Origin of the sequence: Pseudomonas syringae group sp. J248-6 (assembly GCF_032586995.1) — a bacterium.
In the GTDB taxonomy this organism is placed as follows: domain Bacteria; phylum Pseudomonadota; class Gammaproteobacteria; order Pseudomonadales; family Pseudomonadaceae; genus Aquipseudomonas; species Aquipseudomonas amygdali.
The window spans coordinates 1-25,860 of sequence record NZ_JAWHOP010000037.1; the positions used below are offsets into that span (position 1 = coordinate 1).

Below are 25,860 nucleotides of genomic sequence, written 5' to 3' on the forward strand. Positions count from 1 at the left end.
TAACTGACTATCGTGCGACGCTCCGCGTCGTCATGCCGTTCTGGACGCTCCGCGTCCTCTTGCGACGCAGAGCGTCGCAACCTGCATTCCCACGCTGTAGCGTGCGCAACGATAATCTCAACTATCGTGCCGATGCTCCGCGCGGCTATCGTGCGACGCAGAGCGTCGCGACCTGCATTCCCCACGCTGGAGCGTGAGCAACGATAAGCTCACCCCTTGCCAGCCAGCACCTCGATAACCCCCTGAATATCCCCCTGCAACTCCGCCAGCGGATCAGCGCCATCAATCCCCAACACCAGCAACGTGCTGCCTGCCGCTTCAATTGCAGACTTCACCGCTTCTGGCGGCTGACGATGATCAAGCACCAGCGCCACGTCGTTATCCTTGAGGGTCGCGCTCAGTTTGCTCAATGCCTCGGGCGTCCACTGTTCGTCGGTCAGTACCTGGCTGTCGATCAGCTCCAGATTCAGCCCGCTGATCAGGTAGCCGAAGCGGTCTGACAAACTCACCACACTTAAATTGTCGGCACCGGCCAGTGCCGCTTCGCTGCTGGCACTCAGCTTGAGCAACTGCTGCTTGAACGCCGCCAGATTGGCCTCGATCTTCGGCTTCGCACTCGGTGCCAGGCGCACCAGGTCCGCCGCCAGCACATCGGCCATGCGCCCCATGTTGTTGCTCGCCAGCCACGGCTGACTGTTCAGCCCGTCAGTGCCTTGGCCCGGCTGCACAGCAATCCCCGGCAAACCACCGTCCACCGGCCGCGCTGCATCAATCTCGACAATACGAATATTGCTGCGGCGCGCATTAGGGTAAAGCGGGTCATCGGCCCAGATCGAACGCAAGCCGATTACCGCGTCGGCATTGCTCGCCAGACCGCGCAGGGCATCGGCGCCACGCCCGGTGAAATACGCCGTCTGACGCGAGCCGGGCAGGTTGGCCGCGGCAGCGCGTTCCAGCATTACACCGCTGTCCTTGAGCAGAATTTCCCCCAGACCGTAGGTAATCGGCAGGCTGGCCAGCACCCGTACCGGTTGAGCGTTGTCGGTTTTGGCGTCGGCGGCATACAGGCTGTTGCTGAACAGGCCAGTCATGGCCAGCGCCAGGGTCAATGTACGTAAAGTAGGCATTTATCCAATATTCCCTTTCAGGGCGGGCAGCGTGCCGCGGGCGATGGCGGCCAGGGCAAAGGCAACGCCAGCCACCAGAATGATCGCCGCGCCGGACGGCACAGGCAGGTCGAAGACGATAGGCAGCAGAATGCCGCACAGGGTGCTGACGGTTGCAATCGCCACCGATATCCAGAAAAAGCCTTTCAGCGACTGGCTCAACAGGCGTGCCGCTGCCGCCGGAATCACCAGCAACGCACCCACCAGAATCGCGCCGATGACTTTCACGGCTGCAACAGTGATCAGCGTGACCAGAATCACGAACAGGTAATCCAGCGTCTTCACTGCTACGCCACGTACCGCAGCCAGTTGCGGGTTGAAACTGGCCAGCATGATGCGGTTGTAAAGCGGCAGGCTCAGGCCCATGACCAGCGAACCGACGATCAGCAGCACCAGCAGGTCATTGCCGTTGACAGTCAGTACCGAGCCGAACAGCACGTTTTCCAGAATGTGTACGTTGATTTTGCCCGCCAGTACCAGCAGCAGGCTTGCACCGAGCGCCAGCGACACCGAGAGGAACACACCGATCAGCGTGTCCGGTGCCAGCCCGGTGCGGTTGCGCAGGTAGTTGAGGACGATACCGAACAGCAGGCAATAGCCGAACAGCGCGCCATAAGGCCCGGTGTACGGTTCACCGAGCAGAATGCCGATGGCCACGCCGGTCAGTGCCGCATGGCCCACCGCTTCGGAGAAGAACGCAAAGCGCTTGACCACCACCAGCGTGCCCAGACCGCCCAGCACCGGGCCGATCAACAGGCCCGCAAGCAGGGCGTTAACCACAAAGCCATAGGCCAGCGCCTCCGGCAGATAGCCGGATGAAGCGAGGCCCTGAATGAACAGGCGAAACGTTTCGTAATCCATCACACGGCGCTCCCGTTAACGGCATCGGCAGTGCGCGGATGAGCAGAAAACAACGTCAGCAGGCGTTCCGGCGTCAGTGCCGTGGCGGCAGGCTCGTCGAACAATACGCGGCGATTGAGCCCGGTCACCTGATCCGCCAGACGCCGCACCGCATCCAGATCGTGCTCGATCCACAGCACCGTTATACCGCTTCGGCGCCAGTCACCAAGCAGGCGCTCGAAGACTTGAATGCCAGCTTCATCCAGAGCCGACATCGGCTCATCCAGCACCAGCAATTGCGGCGCAGGAATCAGCCCTTGCGCCAGCAGCACGCGCTGCCGTTCGCCACCGGACAGCGCGCCCATGCGCCGCTTGCGCTTGTCCTGCATGCCGACCCGCTCCAGCGCATCGCCAATCGCGGCCGCGTAGTGTTTCGACAAGCCCAGAAACGCCGGGCGTCGCTGGCACATGGCAGCCATAAAATCGTCGACGGTCATCGGCAGGCCACGGTCGAACTCCAGCGCCTGTGGCACATAGCCAATCAGGCCCGGCGCGGCAGGCCATTGCAGGCTCAATTGGCCTTGATGCGGTGTCTGGCCGAGCAGGGTCTTGATCAGCGAGCTTTTGCCGCCGCCGTTCGGCCCGACCAGCGCGTGTACGCTGCCAGCGCGCACGTTGAAATGCACGCGGTCGAGAATCGTTGTGCGGCCCAACGTCAGGCTCACATGGTTGAACTCGATGCCTGGCCCCTGGCTGACGATGTCGAGGTTCTGCGCGACAGTCATGTGCCCGACTCCTGAATGGCCCGCACCACGGTGTCGAGGTTGCCGGCCATTTCCTTCTCGTACTTGTCTGCGGTGTATTCGCCATAGGAAATGTGCGACAGCGGGTACAGCTTGACCCCGGATTCACGCTGGATGGTGTCGACGTAGGTGGACGGGAAGTCCATCTCCGAGAAGATCACCTTCACGTCCAGTTCGCGCAGTTGGTCGATGGTCTTTTTCAACTGGCTCGGGCTGGGCTCGATGCCATGTGCCGGTTCCACCACTGCTGTCACTTCCAGGCCGAATTCACGCAGCAGGTAGTCGTAGGCGGCATGTACCGTGGCCACGCGCAGGTCGGCGTTGGGGGCCTTGGTCAGTTTGGCGAGGGCGTCGGCGCGCATCTGCCGCAGGCGCTTGCCATAGGCGCGGGCGTTGGCGGTGTAGGTTTTGGCGTTGTCCGGGTCCAGCTTGCCCAGCTCGCGGGCGATGTTGTTGACCTGGGCGATGGACGCGCTGATCGACAGAAAGGTGTGCGGGTTGACCACCTTGCCTGCGCCACGCGCGGCAACCCCGGTGGCGGCCAGCAACGGCACGTCGGCGTTGGCTTCGATGGTCTTGATGTTTGGCGTTTCACTGGCGGCAATCATGCGGTCGGCGAAATCGTCGTGGCCGACGCCATTGAGCACAATCACGTCCAGCGAACCGATGCGCTTGATGTCCTCGGCGCGTGGCTCGTAGGCATGCGGGTTGAAGCCGGCCGGGATCAGCGGCACGACGTCGGCCTTGTCGCCGACAATATTGCTCACGTAGCTGTAATACGGGTGCAGGGTGATGCCGATGCGCAGGCGCTTGGCCGGGTCGGCGGCGTAGCTGGACGGTGCCAGCAGGGCGGCAAACAACCCCACCAGCAGGACGCGCAGCAAGGGACGGCGTTTGAGTGAAGTAGGCATGGGCAAGCGGTCTTCTTTCAAAGGAATGCGAAGTTTCAGTGCGGGTGCTGACGGGTTACGCCAGCATCGAATTGCGCGACGACCTGTTTCCAGCCCGCGTCGACCAGAGTCTTGTCACCGAGGTCGCTGACAGGCGCGATCGAGGCGTTGCGGTTGATCCAGATGTCGGGCTGGTTGTCCGAATCGACGCGCATCAGAAACGAACCGGCCACGCTTGGCGTCTGGCTCAGGCCCAGATAGGACTGCTCGACCATCTGCCAGACGTGACCGCCACGGCTCACCGAACTGGCGTCCTGGGCGAACGGCGCAAAGCCCTCGTCACCCAGTTGCTGCGGGGTAACGGGCGTTTGCTGTTCGGTTGCCAGCAGGTGAATTTCGTCGAGGGTCACGCGCAGGTCGGCGTAGATGCCTTGTTCGGCAGCGGTCAGATCTCGTCGCGCATCAAGTTGATGGCTGGCAAGGCTGTGTGTTTCCTGAGTATCACGGTGCAGGCTGACGACCCCGGCCGCGACGCCGAGGATCAGCAGGCACAGCAGCAGGACGTACAGGGTTTCATGCCCGGCGCCGGCCGGGCGGACGATTTGTCGGGTTGGCGCACTCATGGGCTGGGGATGTCCGCCTGATCGATTTCCACCACATGACCGGGGCCGGCATCGAACAGCACGTAGAACTCGGACGTCGGACGCTTGAAGGTCACGGTCGAATCCTCACCCAGTTTGCCGGGCACCAGAATGGTTTCGTCGTAGCCGATTACATCCAGGGTCACGCCCGGCGCGCCACTGCCGTCGGAAAAACCGCCGGTGCAGCGAATCTGCTCGTTGTCGATCTGTTTGCATTCGCACATCGGGTTGTGCGCCAGTGCGTTGCCGCTCAAGCCAAGCAGGCACAGGGCGCTGGCCGTCAGCCAGCGCAGGGAAGGGCGGGCACTCATGGTTTGGCTCCTTGTTTTTTCAGCCACGCCACGGTGGTGGGCGAAGCCTGTTGCAGCGGGATGGAAGTCTGATGCACAGCGCCGTCCCAGCCTTCCATGGTGATCCACAGGTCTGAGTCGGGGCTGGTGTTTTCGGGAATCTGCATGAACGCACTCATGCGGTAGCCACCGCCGAAGAAAATAACCCCGGCGGTGCGCAGGCTGCGTGGTTTGCCGATGCGCAGGTAAGTGGCCTTGACCCGGTCGATGCAGGCGTTGCACAGCGCGGCATTGAAGCTTTTCATGTAGCCCGACGGGCCGGACAGGCGCGGGGCTTCATTACGGTCTTCGGCCAGACGCAGGCTCCACGGGCCGACCTGAATCTCGCCGACGTCGCGTTGACCAAGGCCCTGATCGCCGCGATCCAGCGCGTTGTCGGAGAAGTACTTGGGCATGAAACCCAGCGGAATCAGCACCAGCAGCACGTTGATGTGGAAGCGCCACTTATGCCAGAAACGGCTCAGCGACGATGCAGGTTGTGCGACAGCGGCCTTGCTCACAGGCTGTTCTCCGGGGTGCGGGTCGCCAGTGGCGAGCGGGTGGTGTCCGGAGTCGAGGCCGGGGTGAAGGTGGCCGGGTTGGTTCTGGACTCACGCTTGAGGGCATTGAGCGTCGCCAGCGCGGTGCGCTTGCTCCAGATCAGCAACCCGCTGAGCACCATCATGCTCAACAGCAGGCCGAAGAACGCCCAGATCAGCTTGATCCAGATACCGCCGAAGTCGCCGGTGTGCAGCGGGCGCATGGATTCGGTGACGAACTCCAGCTTGTTGCGGTCCGACAACAGGTGTGACGCTGCGATTTCGCCACTGTACGGGTTGATTTCGGCGGTCTGGAACATCAGCGGATACCAGCTGCGCCCGCCAACCTGCATGTTGCTGTAGGCATTGAAGGGCGGAGTGATGAAGCTGGCTTCAAGACCTGGAATTCGCTCCTTGGCGATTTCGACGGCCTTTTCCAGGCTGATGGTCGGTGCCGGGCGGCCGTCGGCGGTCAGCGGCACGGCGCTGTGTGGAATGATCGAGGCGACCTGGGATTTGCTCGAGATACTGATCTGGTTATCGCCAAGAATTGCCTGAATCAGAAACCATGTGCCGGTGATGGAAATCACCGCAATGAACCAGATCGACCACACGCCGCTGAGTCGATGCAGGTCGCCCCAGAAAATCCGCGGGCCCTGGCTGAAGCGTACCGGCTTGAAAAAACCACGCCAGAATTTCTTGTAGACCACCAGCCCGGTCACCAGCGACGCGAGCAGGGGCAGGCCGAGAATCGACACCAGGTACCAGCCCCACGAATAGCCATTGGTGAACGGCACCAGCCACCAGCCGTGCAGTGCGCGGGTGAAGCGGCGGAAGTCGAACGACGGCGTGAGGCCCTGAATCACCCCCGTGTAAGGGTTGACGTAAGCCGGCACCGAGCGGCCGTCCGGGTAGGTGACGAACACGCTCAGGGCGAAGTAATCGCCGTCAGGCTGCATGATCGTCCCGACGATCAGGTCCGGCTCGTTGCGCTCGATGGTTGCGCGAATCTGCTCGAAGCTCATGCGTCGGGCGTCGTCGGAGGGGCGGTTGTCACGCATCTCCGGGTTGGCCAGCCACATGATTTCCTTGCTGATGACCGCCAGCGTGCCGGTCACACAGACGATCAGCACAAAGAACCAGATGGGCAGGGCAAGCCAGCTGTGGACGAGAAACCAGATTTTTGAACGGGACTTCTTCGACATGGATAAACAATCTCGATTCACGATGTAAAGCAGCCGCAAGGCGGCCCCTTCTGTCTGTACGCGCGGGCGGTATAAAGCCTCGCATTCAGTTAAAGACGAATGAGAACGAGATTCCTGTAGGAATATTTTGCGTTTAAATGAAAAAAATTGTTTCAGAGCTACCGGAAACCCCCGCATGGCGCAGGAAAAGGGCCTGGGCGGCTAATTTTCTCGTGGCGAAGTACGTTCAATCTGGACATTGGTGTTGCGCCAGGCCGCAGGGGCTCGGGCGCTTTTGCCATCAAGGGAGAGACATCATGAGTCACGCGTTGAGTTTGGATATCCGGCCGCTGCTTGCAGGGGCGGGCAGCTTGCCCATGCTGGTACAGGCGCCCGAGCCCGGTCTGGACTTGATGGAAGCACTGGGCGAACTCAAGCCATTGGTGGCCGGGCACTTGTACAGCGCTGGCGGCATTCTGTTTCGCGGCTTCGAGGTCGGCGGTGCGGAAGCGTTTCGTGAGTTCGCCGCCGGTTTCGGCGATCCGTTGCTCAACTACGAGTTCGGCTCCACGCCGCGCAGCAACGTAACCAAGGGTGTGTACACCTCTACCGAATACCCGGCGCATCAGAGCATCCCGTTGCACAACGAGCAGGCCTACACGCTGGACTGGCCGATGAAGATCTGGTTCTACAGCATGATCGCGGCGCAGACCGGCGGCGAAACGCCGATTGCCGATAGCCGCGAGATCTACCGGCGCATTCCGGCGCGCATCCGTGACCGCTTCATCGAAAAGAAGCTGATGTACGTGCGTAACTACGGCAACGGGCTCGATGTGGAATGGAGCCAGGTGTTCAACACCGAAGATGAAAGCGTGGTCGAGGCCTACTGCCGCGCGCACAACATCGAGTGCGAATGGAAAGACGACGGCGAACTGCGCACCCGGCAGATCTGCCAGGCCGTGTCCCGCCATCCAGTGACCGGCGATACCGTCTGGTTCAATCAGGCGCACCTGTTTCACATCTCCAACCTGCAACCGGAAGTACGCGAAACCCTGCTGGATGTCGTCGATGAAGAAGACCTGCCGCGCAATGTCTACTACGGCGATGGTTCACCCCTCGAAGAAAGCCTGCTGGACGAGATTCGTGGCGTGCTTGACGACTGCACCGTCAGCTTCCCGTGGCTGGAAAACGACGTACTGATGCTCGACAACATGCTCGCCGCCCACTCCCGCGCACCGTTCACCGGCAAACGCAAAGTCGTGGTGGCGATGGCACAGGGGCATTCGGATAAGTAGCTGTTTATTGATTTCCGTGCCAACGCTCCGCGCCAGCGTTATACCCCGGTCCTGCAGAACTCAAGTAATCGTGCTTTTGTGGGAGCGGACTTGTCCGCGAAGACGGTAGTTCAGCCGGTACATTTTTGGAGAATGTACCTGCCCTTTCGCGAACAAGTTCGCTCCCACAAGATTTCAACTACCGTGCGATGCTCCGCGTAGGCATGCAATTCTGGACGCTCTGCGTCCTCGCTTGAGCGTGCGGTGCAATGCAGAGCACCAGCCTCGAGAAACCTTTCTAAATATTTCCCCGCCAATTCGTTCTTGTTGATACGACCCCGCCCGACGGTCAGCCCCATTCAGCAAGGATCGACCCATGAACCCCGAACACGCCCAGAAACTCGCTCGTCGTTTTGTCGAGTTGCCCCTTGAAAAACGTCGTCTGTTTCTCGATGGCATGCGCAAGGAGAACATGGATTTCTCGCTGTTCCCGATCCCTTCCTGCGCAGGGCTGGCCGAGCGTGACGGGCTGTCTTATGCCCAGCAACGCATGTGGTTTCTCTGGCAACTGGACCCGCACAGCACAGCCTACAACCTGCCGATGTCGGTGTGCCTGAATGGCCCGCTGGAGCTGCCGTTGCTGGAGCGAGCCTTCAGTGCGCTGGTCGAGCGGCATGAAAGCCTGCGCACCACCTTCGGTCAGGAAGGCGACCGGGCGTTTCAGCGTGTTGCGCCGCCGACACCCGTCAGCATCCGTGTGATCGACCTGAGCCAGCAGCCTCGCGAACAGCGCTGGGCGAGTGCGCGGCAGGCGATGGCCGAACAGTCGGCGCAGACCTTCGACCTGCAGCGCGGGCCGCTGTTTACCGTGCAGGTATTGCGCCTCGCCGAACAGGAACACCTACTGCTGCTCAACCTGCACCACATCATCACCGACGGCTGGTCAATGAACGTGCTGATCGACGAATGGCTGCGCGGCTATGACGCGCTGCTGGCCGGCAAACCGCTGCCTTTTCAGCCGCTGCTCGTGCAGTACCGCGACTATGCGTTGTGGCAACGCAGCTGGCTGGAGGCGGGCGAACAAGAGCGTCAGCTGGAATACTGGCGCAGCCATCTGGGCGAAGAACACCCGGTACTGGAACTGCCCACAGACCGCCCGTACCCGGCGCTGCCCAGCCACGAGGGCGCGCGTCTGGAACTGGCGCTGGAGCCCGAGCTGCTGCGCAACCTGAAAACCCTCGCGCAACGTCAGGGCGTGACCCTTTTCGTGGTCCTGCTGGCAACCTTCAAAAGCCTGCTGCATCGCTACAGCGGGCAGACCGACATTCGTGTCGGCGGCTTGATCGCCAACCGCACCCGCAGCGAAACCGAAGGGCTGATTGGCTGCTTTATCAACACCCAAGTGCTGCGCAGTGAAGTGACGGCGCAAACACGTTTTGTCGATCTATTGCACACCGTGCGCAATGCTTCGACCGGTGCTCAGGCGCATCAGGAGTTGCCGTTCGACGCGATCATCGACGCCTTGCAACCCGAGCGCAGCCAGAGCCACAACCCGCTGTTTCAAGTGATGTTCAATCACCAGCCGGTGGTTGCCGACCTGCTGGACAAACAATTGAGTGGTGGCCTGCGTGTGGCTAATCTGCCTGCCGAGCAACAGGCACTGGCCCAGCGTTCTCACGCCGCGGCCAGTGATCTGATGCTTGCCACCAGCGGCGAGGGCGAGCAACTGAATGCCGCTTTCACCTACGCCACCGATATTTTCGATCAGGCGACCATCACTCGTCTGGCTGATCACTGGCGTAACCTCTTGGCCTCGGTCTGCGTCGATCCGCTGCAAACCATCGGCGAACTGTCGATGCTCTCGACCGATGAGCGCGCGCACCTGCTGGATGTCGACAGCGCCATCAAGGCCGACACCACAACCCCCGCGCATCGCCAATTCGAAGCGCAAGTGCAGCGCACACCGGACGCCCCGGCATTGATCCTCGCCGGTGAAGGCCAGGCACCCAGCCTGAGCTACGCCGAACTGAATGAGCGCAGCAACCGTCTGGCCTGGCAACTGCGTGAGCAAGGCGTCGGCCCGGACGTACTGGTCGGCGTGGCGATGGGTCGTTCGCTGGACATGCCCGTCGCGCTGCTGGCCGTGCTCAAGGCAGGCGGTGCCTATGTGCCGCTGGACCTGAGCGCGCCGAGCGAGCGTCTACGTCATGTGCTGCAGGACAGCGGCCTGAAACTGCTGCTGACCCACAGCCAGCAAAAGACGACGCTGCCTGAGCTGGCGGGTATTCAGTGCCTGTGCATCGATCAGATGAGCAGTGCGGCAGCCAGCCCGCAAAACCCGGACATTGCCGTTGATCCGGCCAATCTGGCCTACGTGATCTACACCTCGGGCTCGACCGGCCGGCCAAAAGGCGTGGCGATCAGTCATGGCGCGCTGGCCGAATTTGTAACGTTGGGCGCGAACTACAGCGACCTGCGCGAAGGCGACCGGGTCCTGCAATTTGCCACCCATAGCTTCGACGGTTTCGTCGAGCAGTTCTACCCACCGCTGTGTCGCGGCGCGGCCGTGGTCTTGCGTGACGAGCGTTTGTGGGACAGCGCCACCTTCTATCAGGCTGTCGTCGAGCACGGCGTAACCCTGGCTGACCTGCCTGCGGCCTACTGGCTGACACTGGTTCAGGATTTCGCCGCCAGCCCGCCTGCGCATTACGGCGCGCTGCGGCAGATTCACGTCGGCGGCGAAGCGATGGCCGTCGAAGGCCTGCGCTTGTGGCAGCAGGCCGGGCTCGGGCATGTGCGCCTGCTCAACACCTACGGACCGACCGAAGCCACAGTGGTATCGAGCATTCACGATTGCAGCGCGCTGACCCCGGAGCAGGTGTCGTGGCGCGGCGTGCCGATCGGCAAAGGCCTGGCGGGGCGTCGTTTGTACGTGCTCGACGACCAACTGAACCTGCTGCCACAAGGTGCGGTGGGCGAGCTGTACATCGGTGGCCCCGGCCTGGCGCGGGGTTATCACGCCCAGCCCGGCCTGAGCGCCGAGCGTTTCGTGGCTGATCCGTTCGTGCCCGGCGAGCGCCTGTACCGCACCGGTGACCGCGCCAGGCTGCGTGCTGACGGCGCTGTCGAGTACATCGGGCGGGTCGATCATCAGGTGAAAATTCGCGGTTTCCGTATTGAACTGGGTGAAATCGAATCGCGCCTTCAGCAATGCACGGGCGTGCGTGAAGCGGTGGTACTGGCCGTCGAGCTGGCGGGCAGTACGCAACTGGTCGCCTACGTGGTGCCGCAAATCATGGCGAACGGCGATGCCGAGCAACTGGCACTGCGCCAGGGCATCAAGGCCCAGCTGCAAGCCAGCCTGCCGGATTACATGGTGCCGACGCATTTATTGCTGCTCCCGGAACTGCCGCTCACGCCCAGCGGCAAACTGGATCGCAAGGCACTGCCAGCACCCGACTCAAGTCAGTTGCAGGCGCGTTATCGCGCGCCGCACAGCGAGGTGGAAATCTGCCTCGCTGCTATCTGGCAAGAAGTCCTGCACGCACCGCAGGTCGGCCTCGACGATCACTTTTTCGAGTTGGGTGGCCATTCGTTGCTGGCCGCGCAAGTCATCGCCCGGATCAAAACGCGACTGGGCATCAGCCTGCCGTTGCGCACCCTGTTTGAAAAACCGCTGCTCAGCGACCTTGCCGTCGAAGTGGCCGCGCTGACCGACAACACAACGGATAACGACTGGAGCGACATGGACCAGTTCATGGACTCACTGGAGGAATTTGGCGCATGACCGGGACCACTGCTGCACGTATCGCGAAACGTTTTGTCGGCCTGTCGCTGGAGCAACGCCAGCAGTTCCTCGCCCGCTTGCGTCAGGAAGGCAAGGATTTCAGCCTGCTGCCGGTGCCGGTCAGCCGTCATGATTTCAGCACGATTCCGCTGTCGTTCGCCCAGCAACGCCTGCTGTTCCTCTGGCAGCTCGACCCGCTGAGCGACGCCTACAAGATGACCACCGGCCTGCGTCTGCAAGGCCCGCTGAACGAGCCGGCCTTGCGCCGCGCCTTTGATCATCTGATCGAACGCCATGAAGTGCTGCGTACCGTGTTCCACACCGACGGTGATCAGGCGCAGCAAGTGCTGCTGCATGATCAGACCGTGGCGCTGGACAGCATTGATTTGTCCGGTCTGGCTGATGTCGAACTGCGCGATGCCGAACTGGCGTTGCGAGTTGCCACCGTCACCAGCCAGCCGTTTGATTTGCGCACAGGCCCGTTGCTGCGTGCGCACCTGTTCCGTCTTGCCAGTGATGAGCATGTGCTGGTGGTGAGCATGCACCACATCGTCTCCGACGGTTGGTCGATGGACGTGATGATTCAGGAGTTCGTGCACTGCTATCAGGCGTATTGCGAAGGTCGCGAACCTGCGCTGCCGGAGCTGCCGCTGCAATACGCCGACTACGCTATCTGGCAACGCAGCTGGCTGGAGGCGGGCGAGGGCGCGCGGCAACTGGATTACTGGCGCAGCCAGTTGGGTGACGAACAACCTTTGCTGGACGCCGCGCAGGATTTCCCACGCCCGGTGACACAAAGCTATCAGGGCGAGCACCTGCGCTTTGATTTCGGCGCTGATCTGTCGCGCCAGCTCAACGCCTTTGCGCGCACGCAGGGCATGACCCTGTTCATGCTGGTGCTGGCCGGTTTTTCGCTGTTTCTGTCGCGCAAGGCCGGGCAGCGCGATATCCGCATCGGCGTGCCAAACGCCAACCGCGGTCGTGCTGAAACCGAAGGGCTGATCGGTTTCTTCATCAATACTCAGGTTTTGCGCTGCCAGGTGGACGAGCGCCTGAGCTACCTTGACCTGCTGGCGCAGATCCGTGACACCTCGTTCGGCGCGCAGGCCCATCAGGACGTACCCTTTGAGCAACTGGTCGATCAACTGGCACCCGAGCGCAGCCTGGGCCACAACCCGCTGTTTCAGGCCAAGTTCAACCAGAACGTAATCCTCAAACAGAAAACCGCGCTCAAGCTGGCCGGGCTGGAAGTCAGCGAATACGCCTTCGACAAGCAGGGCGCGCATTTCGATCTGGCGCTGGACATCACCGACGACGGCACGCTGATTCATGGCGACATGGCCTACGCCAGCGACCTGTATCGACGCGCCACCGTCGAAGGGTTCATTCCCGAAATGCTTGCGCTGTTCAAAACCCTGCTCGATGCGCCGCAGGCGCCGTTGTTCAGCCTCGGTGCACTGGCAATCGAGCCACCACGCGAAGTGCGCGAACCCGCGCCGCACATGCTTCAGCTATGGGGCCAACAGGTTGAACACCAGCCGCATGCACTGGCTGCCCAGTGTCTTGATCGCACCCTGACGACACTGGAGCTGGATCAGGCCGCCAATCAGCTGGCCCATCATCTGATCCGGATGGGTATTAGCGAAGGCCAACCGGTTGCGGTGTTGATGGAGCGTTCGCTGGACTGGCTCACGGCGGTGCTGGCGATCTTCAAGGCCGGTGGTGTGTACATGCCGCTGGACGTCAAAGCCCCGGATGCGCGCCTGCAAAAGATGCTGAGCAACGCCCAGGCCAAAGTGCTGCTGTGCGCCGAAGGCGATGTGCGCCAGACGTCACTGGGTGTTGCCGGCTGTGAGGGCCTGGCCTGGACACCTGCGCTGTGGCAGGCCTTGCCGGTCAGTCGTCCTGATATCACGCTGTCAGCCGATTCAGCGGCTTACGTTATTCATACCTCCGGCTCCACCGGTCAGCCCAAGGGCGTACTGGTCAGCCAGGGCGCGCTGGCCTCTTACGTGCGTGGTCTGCTGGAGCAGTTGCAACTGGCTCCCGAGGCGAGCATGGCGCTGGTCTCGACCATCGCCGCCGACCTTGGTCATACCGTGCTGTTCGGCGCGCTGTGTTCGGGACGCACGCTGCATGTGCTGACCGAGGCGCTGGGTTTCGACCCGGATGCCTTCGCGGCTTACATGGCCGAGCATCAGGTTGGCGTGCTGAAGATCGTGCCCGGTCATCTGGCTGCGCTGTTGCAGGCCAGCCAGCCTGCCGATGTGTTGCCGCAGCATGCATTGATCGTCGGCGGCGAAGCCTGTTCGCCTGCGCTGGTCGAGCAGGTGCGTCAGCTCAAGCCGGGTTGCCGGGTGATCAACCACTATGGCCCGAGCGAAACCACGGTCGGCGTACTGACCCATGAATTGAAAGTGGACACGATCCCCTGTGGGAGCGAACTTGTTCGCGAAGAGGCCGGCACAGGCTTGCAAAAGGTTGAGGCCCTACCACCGCTTTCGCGAGCAAGCGAAGCGTCGCCCGGCTCGCTCCCACAAGGTTTATATCTATCCACTAAGGTGCCGGTCGGTGCGCCGTTGCCGGGGGCCAGCGCTTATGTGCTGGATGATGTGCTGAACCCCGTTGGCACTCAGGTGGCGGGCGAGCTGTACATCGGTGGCGACAGTGTCGCGCTGGGCTACATCGGTCAGCCTGCGCTGACCGCCGAGCGTTTCGTGCCGGACCCGTTTGCAGAGAATGGCGCACGCGCCTATCGCAGCGGCGACCGCATGCGTCGCAATCATCAGGGCTTGCTGGAATTCATCGGCCGTGCCGACGATCAAGTCAAAGTGCGCGGTTATCGTGTCGAGCCTGCCGAAGTGGCGCGGGTGCTGCTGAACCTGCCTTCGGTTGCGCAAGCCAGCGTGCTGGCATTGCCTGTCGATGAAGACGAATCGCGCCTGCAACTGGTGGCCTATTGCGTCGCGGCAGCCGGTGCCAGCCTGACCGTCGACAACCTGCGCGAGCAATTGGCTGCACGCTTGCCCGACTACATGGTGCCCGCTCAGATCATGCTGCTGGACAGCCTGCCGCTGACCGCCAACGGCAAGCTCGACAAGCGCGCCTTGCCCAAGCCGGGCGTGGTCAAACAGCGTTACACCGCGCCGGTCGGCGAGATCGAGGAAAAGCTCGCCGCCGTATGGGCTGACGTACTGAAACTGGAACAAGTCGGCAGCACCGACAACTTCTTCGAACTGGGCGGCGACTCGATCCTCAGCCTGCAGATCATCGCCCGTGCCAAGCGTCAGGGCATCAAGCTTAGCCCCAAGCAGTTGTTCGAAAAGCAGACCATCAGCCAGTTGGCCTCGGTGGCAAAACTGATCCAGAAAAAGCCTGTTGCGCTGGTCGAACAGGTCAGTGGCTCGCTGCCGTTGCTGCCGATTCAGGCGCGCTTCTTCGAACTGGACATCCCCGAGCGTCAGCACTGGAATCAGGCGCTGATGCTCAAGCCCCTGCAAACGCTGGATGCCAGTCATCTCCAGGCTGCGCTCACTGCACTGATCGAACAGCACGACGCGTTGCGTCTTGGTTTTGCCCAGCAAGACGGCCAGTGGCAAGCCACGTTCGGCGCACTGAACACTCGCGACCTGCTGTGGGTTCATGAGCTGGACAGCATCGAGCGTTTGCCTGAACTGGCCGACGAGACGCAGCGCAGTCTGGACCTGAAAAACGGTCCGCTGCTGCGGGCGCTTTTGGTCAACCTGCCGCAGGGCGAGCAGCGTTTGTTGCTGGTGATTCATCATTTGGCCGTCGACGGCGTGTCGTGGCGGGTGCTGCTGGAAGACTTGCAACAGGCTTACGTCGCCCTGACGAAGGGCCAGCCTGTGGCGTTGGCAGCGAAAACCACGTCGCTCAAGCATTGGGCCGAGCAATTGCAACAGTATGCGACCGGCGAAACGCTGAGCGCCGAGCGCGATTACTGGCTGCACGCTTTACAGGGCGCAGATCAACCGTTGCCACGCGACAAGCCCGAAGGTTCGATGCGCAATCGCGATGCGGCCCATGCCTCATCCTGGTTGAGCAAGGACCTGACCCACAAGCTGCTGAAAGTCGCACCTGCCGCGTACCGTACGCAGGTCAACGACCTGCTGTTGACAGCGCTGGCGCAAGTATTGTGCGAGTGGAGTCAGCAGCCGTCGGTGCTGATCCAGCTGGAAGGGCATGGCCGCGAAGACTTGTTTGACGACACCGATCTCAGCCGTACCGTCGGCTGGTTCAGCAGCCTGTTTCCGGTTCGCCTCACGCCGCAAATCGCGCCGGGTGCAAGCCTGTGCGGGATCAAGGAACAACTGCGTGCCGTGCCGAACAAAGGTATTGGTTACGGCGTACTACGTCATCTCGGCGAGCCGTCGTTTAAGCAACAATTGGCCGTCTTGCCGCAGGCGCGGGTCACGTTCAATTACCTGGGCCAGTTCGACGGCAGCTTCAACGAACAACAAGGCGCGTTGTTCGTGCCGAGTGCCGACAAAACTGGCACTGCGCTGTGCGAAGACGGCCCGCTGGGCAACTGGCTGAGCCTCAATGGTCAGGTGTTCGACGGCCAGCTGCAACTGGACTGGAGCTTCAGCCGCGAGGTGTATCAAGCTTCGACCATCGACACCCTGGCGCGTCGCTACGAGCAGGCGCTGACCACGCTGATCGACCACTGCACCGCCGGGCATCAGGGCGTCACGCCGTCGGACTTTACGCTGGCGCGCCTCACTCAAACGCAACTCGACGGCTTGCCGATTGCTGCGGGCGAGATCGAAGACATCTACCCGCTGTCGCCGATGCAGCAGGGCATGCTGTTCCACTCGTTGTTCGATGAGGGCGCGGGCAACTACATCAACCAGATGCGCGTGAGCATCAGCGGCCTGGATGTGCCGCGTTTCCATAACGCATGGCAATCAGCGGTGAACAACCACGAAGTGCTGCGCAGTTGTTTTATCAGCCAGAGCGAACAGTCGCTGCAAGTCGTGCAACGTCAGGTCACACTGCCCTTTGTCGAGCTGGATGCTCGTGGCAAGCCGCAAAACTGGCTCGACGACTGGGCGCAGGCCGACCGTCAGCAGGGTTTTGATCTGGCGCACGGTCCGCTGTTGCGCCTCGCGGTAGTGCGCACTGACGACGACGCGTGGCAACTGGTCTACACCAGCCACCACATTTTGATGGACGGCTGGAGCAGCTCGCGGCTGCTGGGCGAAGTGCTGCAACGCTACAGCGGTCAGACGCCGCCGAAACAGGCGGGACGTTATCGCGATTACATCCAGTGGCTACAGGATCAGGACGCTGATGTCAGCGAGCGCTTCTGGACCGCAGAACTGGCCGAACTGGACGAGCCGACCCGCTTGCTGCAAGCCTTCAAAACATCAACCGATGAGCAGGGCTATGGCGATTACATTCAGCTGATCGATGCCGACGGCACCCGCCGCTTGAGCGAGTTTGCCCGCGAACAGCACGTCACCCTCAACACGCTGGTGCAATCGGCCTGGCTGTTGCTGCTGCAACGCTATACCGGCCAGTCCAGCGTGACCTTTGGTGCGACGGTGGCCGGGCGTCCGGCTGAATTGCCGGGCGTCGAGGAGCAACTGGGCCTGTTCATCAACACCTTGCCGGTGATCGCCAGCCCGCGTTCGGAACAGACCGTCGGCGACTGGGTGCAGCAGGTGCAGGGAAAAAACATCGCCCTGCGCGAGCATGAGCACACGCCGCTGTATGACATCCAGCGCTGGGCACGTAACAGTGGCGAGGCGCTGTTCGACAACATACTGGTATTTGAAAACTACCCCGTGTCCGAAGCCTTGCAGCGCGCGCCGGACGGTCTGACGTTCAGCGACCTGCGCAATCAGGAACAAGCGCATTACCCGCTGACCCTGGTGGTCGAGGCCAACGACGTGCTGTCGGTACGTTTCAGTTACGACCGGCAACACTTCAGTGCAGAAGGCATTCTGCAACTGGCAGCGCATTTCGATCACTTGCTGCAAAGCCTCAGTACATCCGCAACGGCACGTCTCGGCGAGCTGACCCTGCCGACTGCCTGGACGCAAAGCGTGCAGCATTACCCGACCGGGCAGTGCGCCCATCAACGCATTGAAACCCAGGTCGAGCGCACGCCGCAGGCCATTGCCCTGACTTTTGCTGGCGAGCAACTGAGCTATCAACAGCTCAACTGCCGCGCCAACCAGTTGGCCCATAAACTGCGCGAGCAGGGCGTCGGCCCGGATGTTCGCGTCGGGCTGGCCGCTGAACGTAGTCTGCAGATGATCGTGGGAATGCTGGCGATCCTCAAGGCCGGTGGCGCGTACGTGCCGCTGGACCCGGATTACCCGCAGGATCGCCTGAGCTTTCTGATGTACGACAGCGGTATCGAACTGTTGCTGACCCAGGCGCATTTACTTGGCCAACTGCCTATTCCGGCACATGTTCAGACACTGGATCTGGCTGATTCGCTGGAGGGTTACAGCACGGAAAACCCGGTCAACCAGACCTCGCCGGACAACCTGGCCTACGTGATCTACACCTCCGGCTCGACCGGAAAACCGAAAGGCACCTTGCTCGCCCATCACAACCTGATGCGCCTTTTTGCTGCCACGGATGACTGGTTCAAATTCAGCGAAAAAGACGTGTGGACGCTGTTCCATTCCTTCGCCTTCGACTTCTCGGTGTGGGAGATTTTCGGCGCGCTGCTGCATGGCGGCCGACTGGTGATCGTGCCGCGCGAAGTGACCCGCTCGCCGGAAGACTTCCATGCGCTGCTGGTTGAACAGCGCGTCACAGTGCTCAACCAGACGCCGTCGGCGTTCAAGCAGTTGATGCGTGTGGCGTGTGATTCGCCTGTGTCGATGTCGCTGGAGAAAGTCATCTTTGGTGGCGAAGCGCTGGACGTCGCCAGCCTGAAGCCGTGGTTCGACCGTTTTGGCGATCATGCACCGCAACTGATCAACATGTACGGCATCACTGAAACCACCGTGCATGTTACTTACCGACCGATAACCGAGGCCGACACGCAAAACCCGGCCAGCCCGATTGGCGAGGCGATCCCGGATTTGTCGTGGTATGTGCTGGACGCGGATTTCAACCCGGTTGCCCAGGGTTGCAGCGGCGAACTGCACATCGGCCATGCGGGTCTGGCGCGGGGTTATCACAACCGCGCGGCGTTGACTGCCGAACGCTTCGTGCCGGACCCGTTCTCCAGCGACGGCGGTCGCCTGTACCGCACCGGCGACCTGGCCCGTTATCGCGCTGCCGGAGTGATCGAATACGCCGGGCGTATCGACCATCAGGTGAAGATCCGTGGTTTCCGCATCGAACTGGGCGAAATCGAAGCGCGGCTGCAAGCGCACCCGGCCGTGCGCGAAGTGATCGTGCTGGCCGTGGATGGGCAATTGGCCGCGTATCTAGTGCCAGCCGAGCCTGATCAGGACCAGCAAAGCCTGCGCGAAACCCTGAAGACCGAACTCCGCGCGCATCTGCCGGATTACATGGTGCCGACGCATTTCATCGTCCTCGACAAGATGCCGCTGACCGCCAACGGCAAGCTGGACCGCAAGGCGCTGCCTGCGCCGGATGCCGGTCAGTTGCAGGTGGCCTATGTCGCGCCGCAAGGCGAGCTGGAAGAACAATTGGCGGCGGTCTGGAGTGACGTGCTCAAGGTCGGGCAGGTCGGGCGCAGCGACAACTTCTTCGAACTCGGCGGCCACTCGCTGCTGGCGGTACAGATGCTGGTGCGAGTACGTGAGCAGTTGCAGCGCGAGGTCGGCCTCAAGGACCTGTTCGAACAGCCGGTGTTGGCGGACTTCTGCGCCACGCTGCAAGAAAAAAATGGCGAAAGTGACCATGCGCTGGACGAATTGACTAAATCACTGGAGGCACTCAAACGTTTATCAGCGGAGGAAATTGATAATTTGATTGCTTAGCAGGAGAGACCCCAGTGCAACAGTTGCTTGACTCCGTTAAATCGCTGTCCGCCCGTGAACGCAAGGCGCTGGCGGTCCTGCTCAAGCGCCAGGGGGTGAATCTCTACGGGGTCACGCCGATCGCTGTAAGGGAGACGCAGGCCCCGTCTGCGCTCTCCTATGCGCAGCAGCGGCAATGGATCATCTGGCAACTGGAACCGCACAGCGCGGCCTACAACATTCCGCTGGCGCTGCGCCTGCATGGCGCGCTGGATGTCGAGGCATTACGGCGTAGCGTCGAACACCTGATCGAGCGTCACGAAACCCTGCGCACCACGTTTGAACAGCAGGGCGACGAGGCGTTGCAGGTGGTGCATCCGGCGTCGCCGTTTGCGCTCGACGTTGATCAACTGGCGGCTGGCGAAACGGTCGAGCGTTATGTCGATCAGGAAGTGCAACAGCCCTTCGATCTGCAACATGGGCCGCTGTTGCGGGTCAGGCTGCTCAAACTGAGCGAGCAGGAGCACGTGCTGGTGTTGACCCAGCACCACATCGTCTCCGATGGCTGGTCGATGCCGATCATGGTTGACGAGCTGATGCAGTGCTATCAGGCCGCCACGCTGGGCCGCGAAGCCGAATTGCCACCCTTGCCGATCCAGTACGCCGACTACGCCCTCTGGCAGCGCAACTGGCTGGAAATGGGCGAGCAGGAACGCCAGCTTGCGTACTGGAAGCAACAGCTGGGCGAGCAGCAGCCGATTCTGGAGCTGCCCACCGATCGACCGCGCCCGGCGCTGCGCAGCTACGACGGAGCGCGACTGAATGTCGAGCTGGATGCCGCGCTGCTCAACGACCTCAAGACTCTGGCGCGGCAGCAAGGCATCACCCTGTTCATGCTGTTGCTGGCGTCGTTGCAGACCTTGTTGCACCGCTACAGCGGTCAGGCCGATATACGCGTCGGTGTGCCCGTCGCTAACCGCACCCGCAGCGAAACCCAGGGGCTGATCGGCTTCTTCGTCAACACTCAGGTGCTCAAGGCCGACTTCGATACGCAAACCACCGTGGCCGGGTTGCTGCAGCAGATCAAACACACGGCTGTGCAGGCCCAGGCTCATCAAGACCTGCCGTTCGAACAACTGGTCGAAGCCCTGCAACCGCAGCGCGATCTGAGCCGCAGCCCACTGTTTCAGGTGGCCTACAACCACCAGAGCGAAGGCCACAACGAGGCCCGCGAACTGGCCGGTCTGCGCCTGGAATATCAGCTGTCCGACAAACACACCGCGCAGTTCGACCTGACCCTGGACACCTGCGAACGCCCGAACGGCCTGGCCGCTTCGTTGACCTACGCCACCGACCTGTTCGACGCCGCAACCATCGAGCGCATGGCCGGGCACTGGTGCAACCTGCTGAGCGGCATGTGCCGCGACGTCAACCAGCGCATCGCCGAGCTGCCGCTGTTGAGCGTCGATGAGTGGCAAGACACCCTGCGCGACTGGAACCGCGACCTTGCGGTTTATCCAAGTGAATATTGCGCCCATCAACGCATTGAAACTCAGGCCGAGCGCTCGCCGCTGGCCATCGCTCTGAGCTTCGGTGCCGAGCAATTGAGCTATCAACAGCTCAACAGCCGAGCCAACCAGCTGGCTCATAAACTGCGCGAGCAGGGCGTTGGCCCGGATGTTCGCGTGGGGCTGGCCGCTGAACGCAGTCTGCAGATGATCGTGGGAATGCTGGCGATCCTCAAGGCCGGTGGTGCATACGTGCCGCTGGACCCGGATTACCCGCAGGATCGCCTGAGCTTTCTGATGCACGACAGCGGTATCGAACTGTTGCTGACCCAGGCGCATTTACTTGGGCACCTGCCGATTCCTGCACATGTTCAGACACTGGATCTGGCGGGTGCGCTGGACGGTTACAGCACGGAAAACCCGGTCAACCAGACCTCGCCAGACAACCTGGCCTACGTGATCTACACCTCCGGCTCGACCGGAAAACCGAAAGGCACCTTGCTCGCCCATCACAACCTGATGCGCCTGTTTGCTGCCACGGATGACTGGTTCAAATTCGGCGAAAAGGACGTGTGGACGCTGTTCCATTCCTTCGCCTTCGACTTCTCGGTGTGGGAGATTTTCGGCGCGCTGCTGCATGGCGGCCGACTGGTGATCGTGCCACGCGAAGTGACCCGTTCGCCGGAAGAGTTCCATGCGCTGCTGGTTGAACAGCGCGTCACAGTGCTCAACCAGACGCCGTCGGCGTTCAAGCAGTTGATGCGTGTGGCGTGTGATTCGCCTGTGCCGATGTCGCTGGAAAAAGTCATCTTCGGCGGCGAAGCGCTGGACGTCGCCAGCCTGAAGCCGTGGTTCGACCGTTTTGGCGATCATGCACCGCAACTGATCAACATGTACGGCATCACTGAAACCACCGTGCATGTTACTTACCGACCGATAACCGAGGCCGACACGCAAAACCCGGCCAGCCCGATTGGCGAGGCGATCCCGGATTTGTCGTGGTACGTGCTGGACGCTGATTTCAACCCGGTTGCCCAGGGTTGCAGCGGCGAACTGCACATTGGCCATGCGGGTCTGGCGCGGGGTTATCACAACCGCGCGGCGCTGACCGCCGAACGCTTCGTGCCGGACCCGTTCTCCAGCGACGGCGGTCGCCTGTACCGCACCGGCGACCTGGCCCGTTATCGCGCTGCTGGAGTGATCGAATACGCCGGGCGTATCGACCATCAGGTGAAGATTCGCGGCTTCCGCATCGAACTGGGCGAAATCGAAGCGCGGCTGCAAGCGCACCCGGCCGTGCGCGAAGTGATCGTGCTGGCCGTGGATGGGCAATTGGCAGCGTATCTAGTGCCAGCCCAGCCTGATCACGATCAGCAAAGCCTGCGCGAAACCCTGAAGACCGAACTCCGCGCGCACCTGCCGGATTACATGGTGCCGACGCATTTCATCGTCCTCGACAAGATGCCGCTGACCGCCAACGGCAAGCTGGACCGCAAGGCGCTGCCTGCGCCGGATGCCAGCCAGTTGCAGGCGGCCTATATTGCTCCGCAAGGCGAGCTTGAGCAGCAACTGGCGGCGATCTGGGCCGATGTGCTGAAAGTCGAGCAGGTCGGGCGTAGCGACAACTTTTTTGAGCTGGGCGGGCATTCGTTGCTGGCCACTCAGGTGATCTCGCGCATCCGTCAGCAACTGGACGTCGAACTGTCGTTGCGCGACCTGTTTGAAACGCGTGATCTGGCAGCCTTTGCGCTGGCGGCGGGCAACGGGCAGGGTAATGCTGCGCCACGCTTCATCAAGGCCGACCGCAGCCAGCCGCTGGGCTTGTCTTACGCGCAGCAGCGCCAGTGGTTTCTCTGGCAGCTTGATCCAGAAAGCACTGCTTACACCATTCCTGCGGCCCTGCGTCTGAGCGGCTCGCTGGACATTGCCGCGCTGGAGCACAGTTTCAGCGCATTGATTGCCCACCACGAAACCCTGCGCACCACCTTCCGTCAGCAGGGCGAACAGGCTGTGCAGATCATCCATGCGCCGCGTGCCTTGACCCTGATGGTCGAGTCCGTGCCTGCCGGCCAAACCCTTGAAGCCTGCGTGGAGCAGGAAATGCAGCGCCCGTTCGATCTGGAACAGGGCCCGCTGTTGCGCGTCCGCTTGCTGAATCTTGCTGCTGACGAACACGTGCTGATCCTGACCCAGCACCACATCGTTTCCGATGGCTGGTCGATGCCGATCATGGTCGATGAACTGGTGCGCCTGTACGAAGGCTACAGCCAGGGCCGTGAGGTGGAGTTGACCGCGCTGGACATGCAATACGCCGACTACGCGCTGTGGCAGCGCAACTGGATGGACGCCGGAGAACAGGCGCGGCAGCTGGATTACTGGAAGCAGCAACTGGGCGACCAGCAGCCGATTCTTGAATTGCCCGCCGATCATCCGCGCCCGGTGGTGCAAAGCCACGCCGGTGCGCGGCTGGCGGTCGAGCTGGCACCAGCGTTGATCGACGACTTGAAACAGGTCGCGCGGCAGCAGGGCGTCACACTGTTCATGCTGTTGCTGGCGTCGTTCCAGACCTTGCTGCATCGCCACAGCGGCCAGCCGGACATTCGTGTCGGCGTGCCGATTGCCAACCGCACCCGCGCGGAAACCGAAGGCCTGATCGGTTTCTTCGTCAACACCCAGGTGCTACGCGCCGAATTCGACCTGCACACCACGTTCAGCGAGCTGCTGCAACAGGTCAAACATGCGGCCCTGCAAGCCCAGGCGCATCAGGAACTGCCGTTCGAACAGCTGGTCGAGGCACTGCAACCTCAACGCAGCCTCAGTCACAGCCCGCTGTTCCAGGTGATGTTCAACCACCAAAGCCAGGCCAGCGCCGAGGTGCGCGCACTGCCTGGCTTGCAGGTAGAAGCGCTGACGTCCGAGAGCTATCCGGCACAGTTCGACCTGACCCTCAACACCGCCGAATACGATGGCGCTTTGAGCGCGGGCCTGACCTATGCCACCGCGCTGTTCGAGCGCAGCACCATCGAGCGCATGGCCGGGCACTGGCTCGCGCTGTTGCAGGCCATTTGCGCCAATGCGGGTCAGCGTATCGCTGAGGTGCCAATGCTTGACGCTGCCGAACAGCAGCAGGTTGTTCGCGACTGGAACGCCACGGCTGCCGATTTCCCTGGCGAGCACAGTCTGCACAGCCTGATAGAGGCGCAGGTGCTGGCCACGCCAGACGCTCCGGCGCTGATTTTTGCGGCTGAACAACTTAGCTACGCGCAGCTCAATGCCCGCGCCAACCAGCTTGCTCATCGCTTGCGCGAGTCGGGCGTCGGCCCCGATGTGCTGGTGGGTATCTGTGTCGAGCGCAGCGTCGAGCTGGTCATCGGCCTGTTGGCGATCATCAAGGCTGGTGGCGCTTATGTGCCGCTGGACCCGGATTACCCTGAGGACCGTTTGGCCTACATGATGCAGGACAGCGGCATTGGCTTGCTGCTGACCCAGAGTGCACTGCTACAGCGCCTGCCGGTTCAAGTACAGAGCCTTTGTCTGGATCAGGACGGCGATTGGCTTGACGGTTACAGCACTGCCAACCCGGTCAACCTCAGCCATCCGCTGAATCTGGCGTATGTGATTTACACCTCGGGTTCGACCGGCAAGCCCAAGGGCGCGGGCAATAGCCATCGCGCTCTGGTCAACCGTTTGCACTGGATGCAGAAGGCCTACGGGCTGGATGGCAGCGATACGGTATTGCAGAAAACCCCGTTCAGCTTCGACGTGTCGGTGTGGGAATTCTTCTGGCCGCTGCTGACCGGCGCACGTCTGGCAGTAGCGCTGCCGGGCGATCATCGCGACCCGGAGCGGCTGGTGCAGACCATCCGCGAACATCAGGTCACGACGCTGCACTTTGTCCCGTCGATGCTTCAGGCGTTTCTGACTCATCCGCAGGTAGAAAGCTGTAACAGCCTGCGTCGTGTGGTGTGCAGCGGTGAAGCATTGCCTGCCGAACTGGCCGCTCAGGTGCTCAAGCGTCTGCCGCAGACAGGCTTGTTCAACCTGTACGGCCCGACCGAGGCGGCTATCGACGTGACGCATTGGACCTGCACCCCGGACGACGTGCTCAGCGTGCCGATTGGTCGACCTATCGATAACCTGAAAACCCACATTCTGGATGACGGCTTGCTGCCCGCTGCGCAAGGCGTTGCGGCAGAGCTGTATCTGGGCGGTGTGGGGCTGGCGCGGGGTTATCACAATCGCGCGGCGCTGACGGCTGAGCGCTTTGTGCCGGACCCGTTCGACGAGCAGGGCGGGCGTCTTTACCGCACCGGCGATCTGGCGCGTTATCGCGATGAAGGCGTTATCGAATACGCCGGGCGTATCGACCATCAGGTGAAGATTCGCGGCCTGCGTATCGAGTTGGGCGAGATCGAAGCCAGCCTTCTGGAACACGAAAACGTTCAGGAAGCTGTAGTTGTCGACGTTGACGGCCCATCCGGCAAGCAGCTGGCAGCCTATCTGGTGGCTGAGCACAGTGGCGATAACCTGCGTGATGCACTCAAGGTGTATCTCAAGGAAACACTGCCCGATTACATGGTGCCGACCCACTTCGTCTGGCTGGCAAGCATGCCGCTGAGCGCCAACGGCAAGCTGGATCGCAAAGCCCTGCCGACACCGGACGCCAGCCAGTTGCAGCGCCAGTACGTCGCGCCGTCGACTGAACAGGAGCAGCAAATGGCTGCGATCTGGGCCGACGTGCTGAAAGTCGAGCGCGTCGGGTTGAGCGACGATTTCTTCGAACTGGGCGGCCATTCGCTGCTGGCCACACAACTGATTTCCAGAATTCACACGGGCCTGGGGATCGACATCCCGCTGCGCCTGATTTTCGAGAAACCGCAATTGAATGAATTTATTCAGGCTTTCGCCAGCAGCGGTTTGTCGCTGACCGACGACGGCTTGTCCGATATTGAAAAAATGATGAATGAAATGGCGGGTATCTGA

Annotated in this window: 12 protein-coding genes; 4 read left to right on the forward strand and 8 right to left on the reverse strand. The window is 61.7% G+C overall.

Translation table 11 applies throughout. The features are described from left to right. Window positions 1-209: 209 nt before the first annotated feature. From RYC17_RS26350 to RYC17_RS26385, 8 genes are read right to left on the reverse strand one after another with little or no spacing between them, the layout of a single operon-like run. Window positions 210-1,127, reverse strand: coding sequence for a metal ABC transporter substrate-binding protein (locus RYC17_RS26350; protein WP_316904758.1), 918 nt, complete (start codon window positions 1,125-1,127; stop codon window positions 210-212). Next, on the reverse strand, window positions 1,128-2,027 hold the full coding sequence (locus RYC17_RS26355; protein ID WP_244395548.1) for a metal ABC transporter permease: 900 nt from the start codon (window positions 2,025-2,027) through the stop codon (window positions 1,128-1,130). Beyond that, window positions 2,027-2,791 carry a metal ABC transporter ATP-binding protein gene (locus RYC17_RS26360; protein WP_316904759.1) on the reverse strand — a complete coding sequence of 255 codons (765 nt, stop codon included), beginning with the start codon at window positions 2,789-2,791 and terminating at the stop codon, window positions 2,027-2,029. Before RYC17_RS26360 ends, RYC17_RS26355 begins: the two co-directional genes overlap by 1 nt. Beyond that, window positions 2,788-3,720 (reverse strand): metal ABC transporter substrate-binding protein, encoded by a 933-nt coding sequence (locus tag RYC17_RS26365; RefSeq protein WP_316904760.1) that lies wholly within the window; start codon window positions 3,718-3,720, stop codon window positions 2,788-2,790. Before RYC17_RS26365 ends, RYC17_RS26360 begins: the two co-directional genes overlap by 4 nt. Window positions 3,721-3,755: 35 nt before the next feature. After that, window positions 3,756-4,322, reverse strand: a complete 567-nt coding sequence (locus RYC17_RS26370; RefSeq protein ID WP_316904761.1) for a DUF6162 family protein — start codon at window positions 4,320-4,322, stop codon at window positions 3,756-3,758. Further along, complete coding sequence (locus tag RYC17_RS26375; protein WP_060411717.1) at window positions 4,319-4,651, reverse strand: hypothetical protein; 333 nt, start codon at window positions 4,649-4,651, stop codon at window positions 4,319-4,321. Before RYC17_RS26375 ends, RYC17_RS26370 begins: the two co-directional genes overlap by 4 nt. Continuing rightward, window positions 4,648-5,190, reverse strand: a complete 543-nt coding sequence (locus RYC17_RS26380) for a thiamine pyrophosphate-binding protein (RefSeq protein WP_219171223.1) — start codon at window positions 5,188-5,190, stop codon at window positions 4,648-4,650. Before RYC17_RS26380 ends, RYC17_RS26375 begins: the two co-directional genes overlap by 4 nt. Further along, on the reverse strand, window positions 5,187-6,413 hold the full coding sequence (locus RYC17_RS26385; protein WP_058402057.1) for a PepSY-associated TM helix domain-containing protein: 1,227 nt from the start codon (window positions 6,411-6,413) through the stop codon (window positions 5,187-5,189). The genes RYC17_RS26380 and RYC17_RS26385 overlap by 4 nt, the downstream gene beginning before the upstream one ends. 296 nt (window positions 6,414-6,709) lie before the next feature. On the opposite strand from RYC17_RS26385, the gene RYC17_RS26390 reads away from it, so the two are divergent. The 4 genes from RYC17_RS26390 (at window position 6,710) to RYC17_RS26405 (ending at window position 25,860) form a co-directional block, all read left to right on the forward strand. Beyond that, window positions 6,710-7,687 carry a TauD/TfdA family dioxygenase gene (locus RYC17_RS26390; protein WP_316904762.1) on the forward strand — a complete coding sequence of 326 codons (978 nt, stop codon included), beginning with the start codon at window positions 6,710-6,712 and terminating at the stop codon, window positions 7,685-7,687. Between the two features lie 355 nt (window positions 7,688-8,042). Then, window positions 8,043-11,453 carry an amino acid adenylation domain-containing protein gene (locus RYC17_RS26395; protein ID WP_316904763.1) on the forward strand — a complete coding sequence of 1,137 codons (3,411 nt, stop codon included), beginning with the start codon at window positions 8,043-8,045 and terminating at the stop codon, window positions 11,451-11,453. After that, window positions 11,450-19,390 (forward strand): non-ribosomal peptide synthetase, encoded by a 7,941-nt coding sequence (locus tag RYC17_RS26400; protein ID WP_316904764.1) that lies wholly within the window; start codon window positions 11,450-11,452, stop codon window positions 19,388-19,390. Before RYC17_RS26395 ends, RYC17_RS26400 begins: the two co-directional genes overlap by 4 nt. A 14-nt stretch (window positions 19,391-19,404) precedes the next feature. Continuing rightward, complete coding sequence (locus tag RYC17_RS26405; protein WP_316904765.1) at window positions 19,405-25,860, forward strand: non-ribosomal peptide synthetase; 6,456 nt, start codon at window positions 19,405-19,407, stop codon at window positions 25,858-25,860.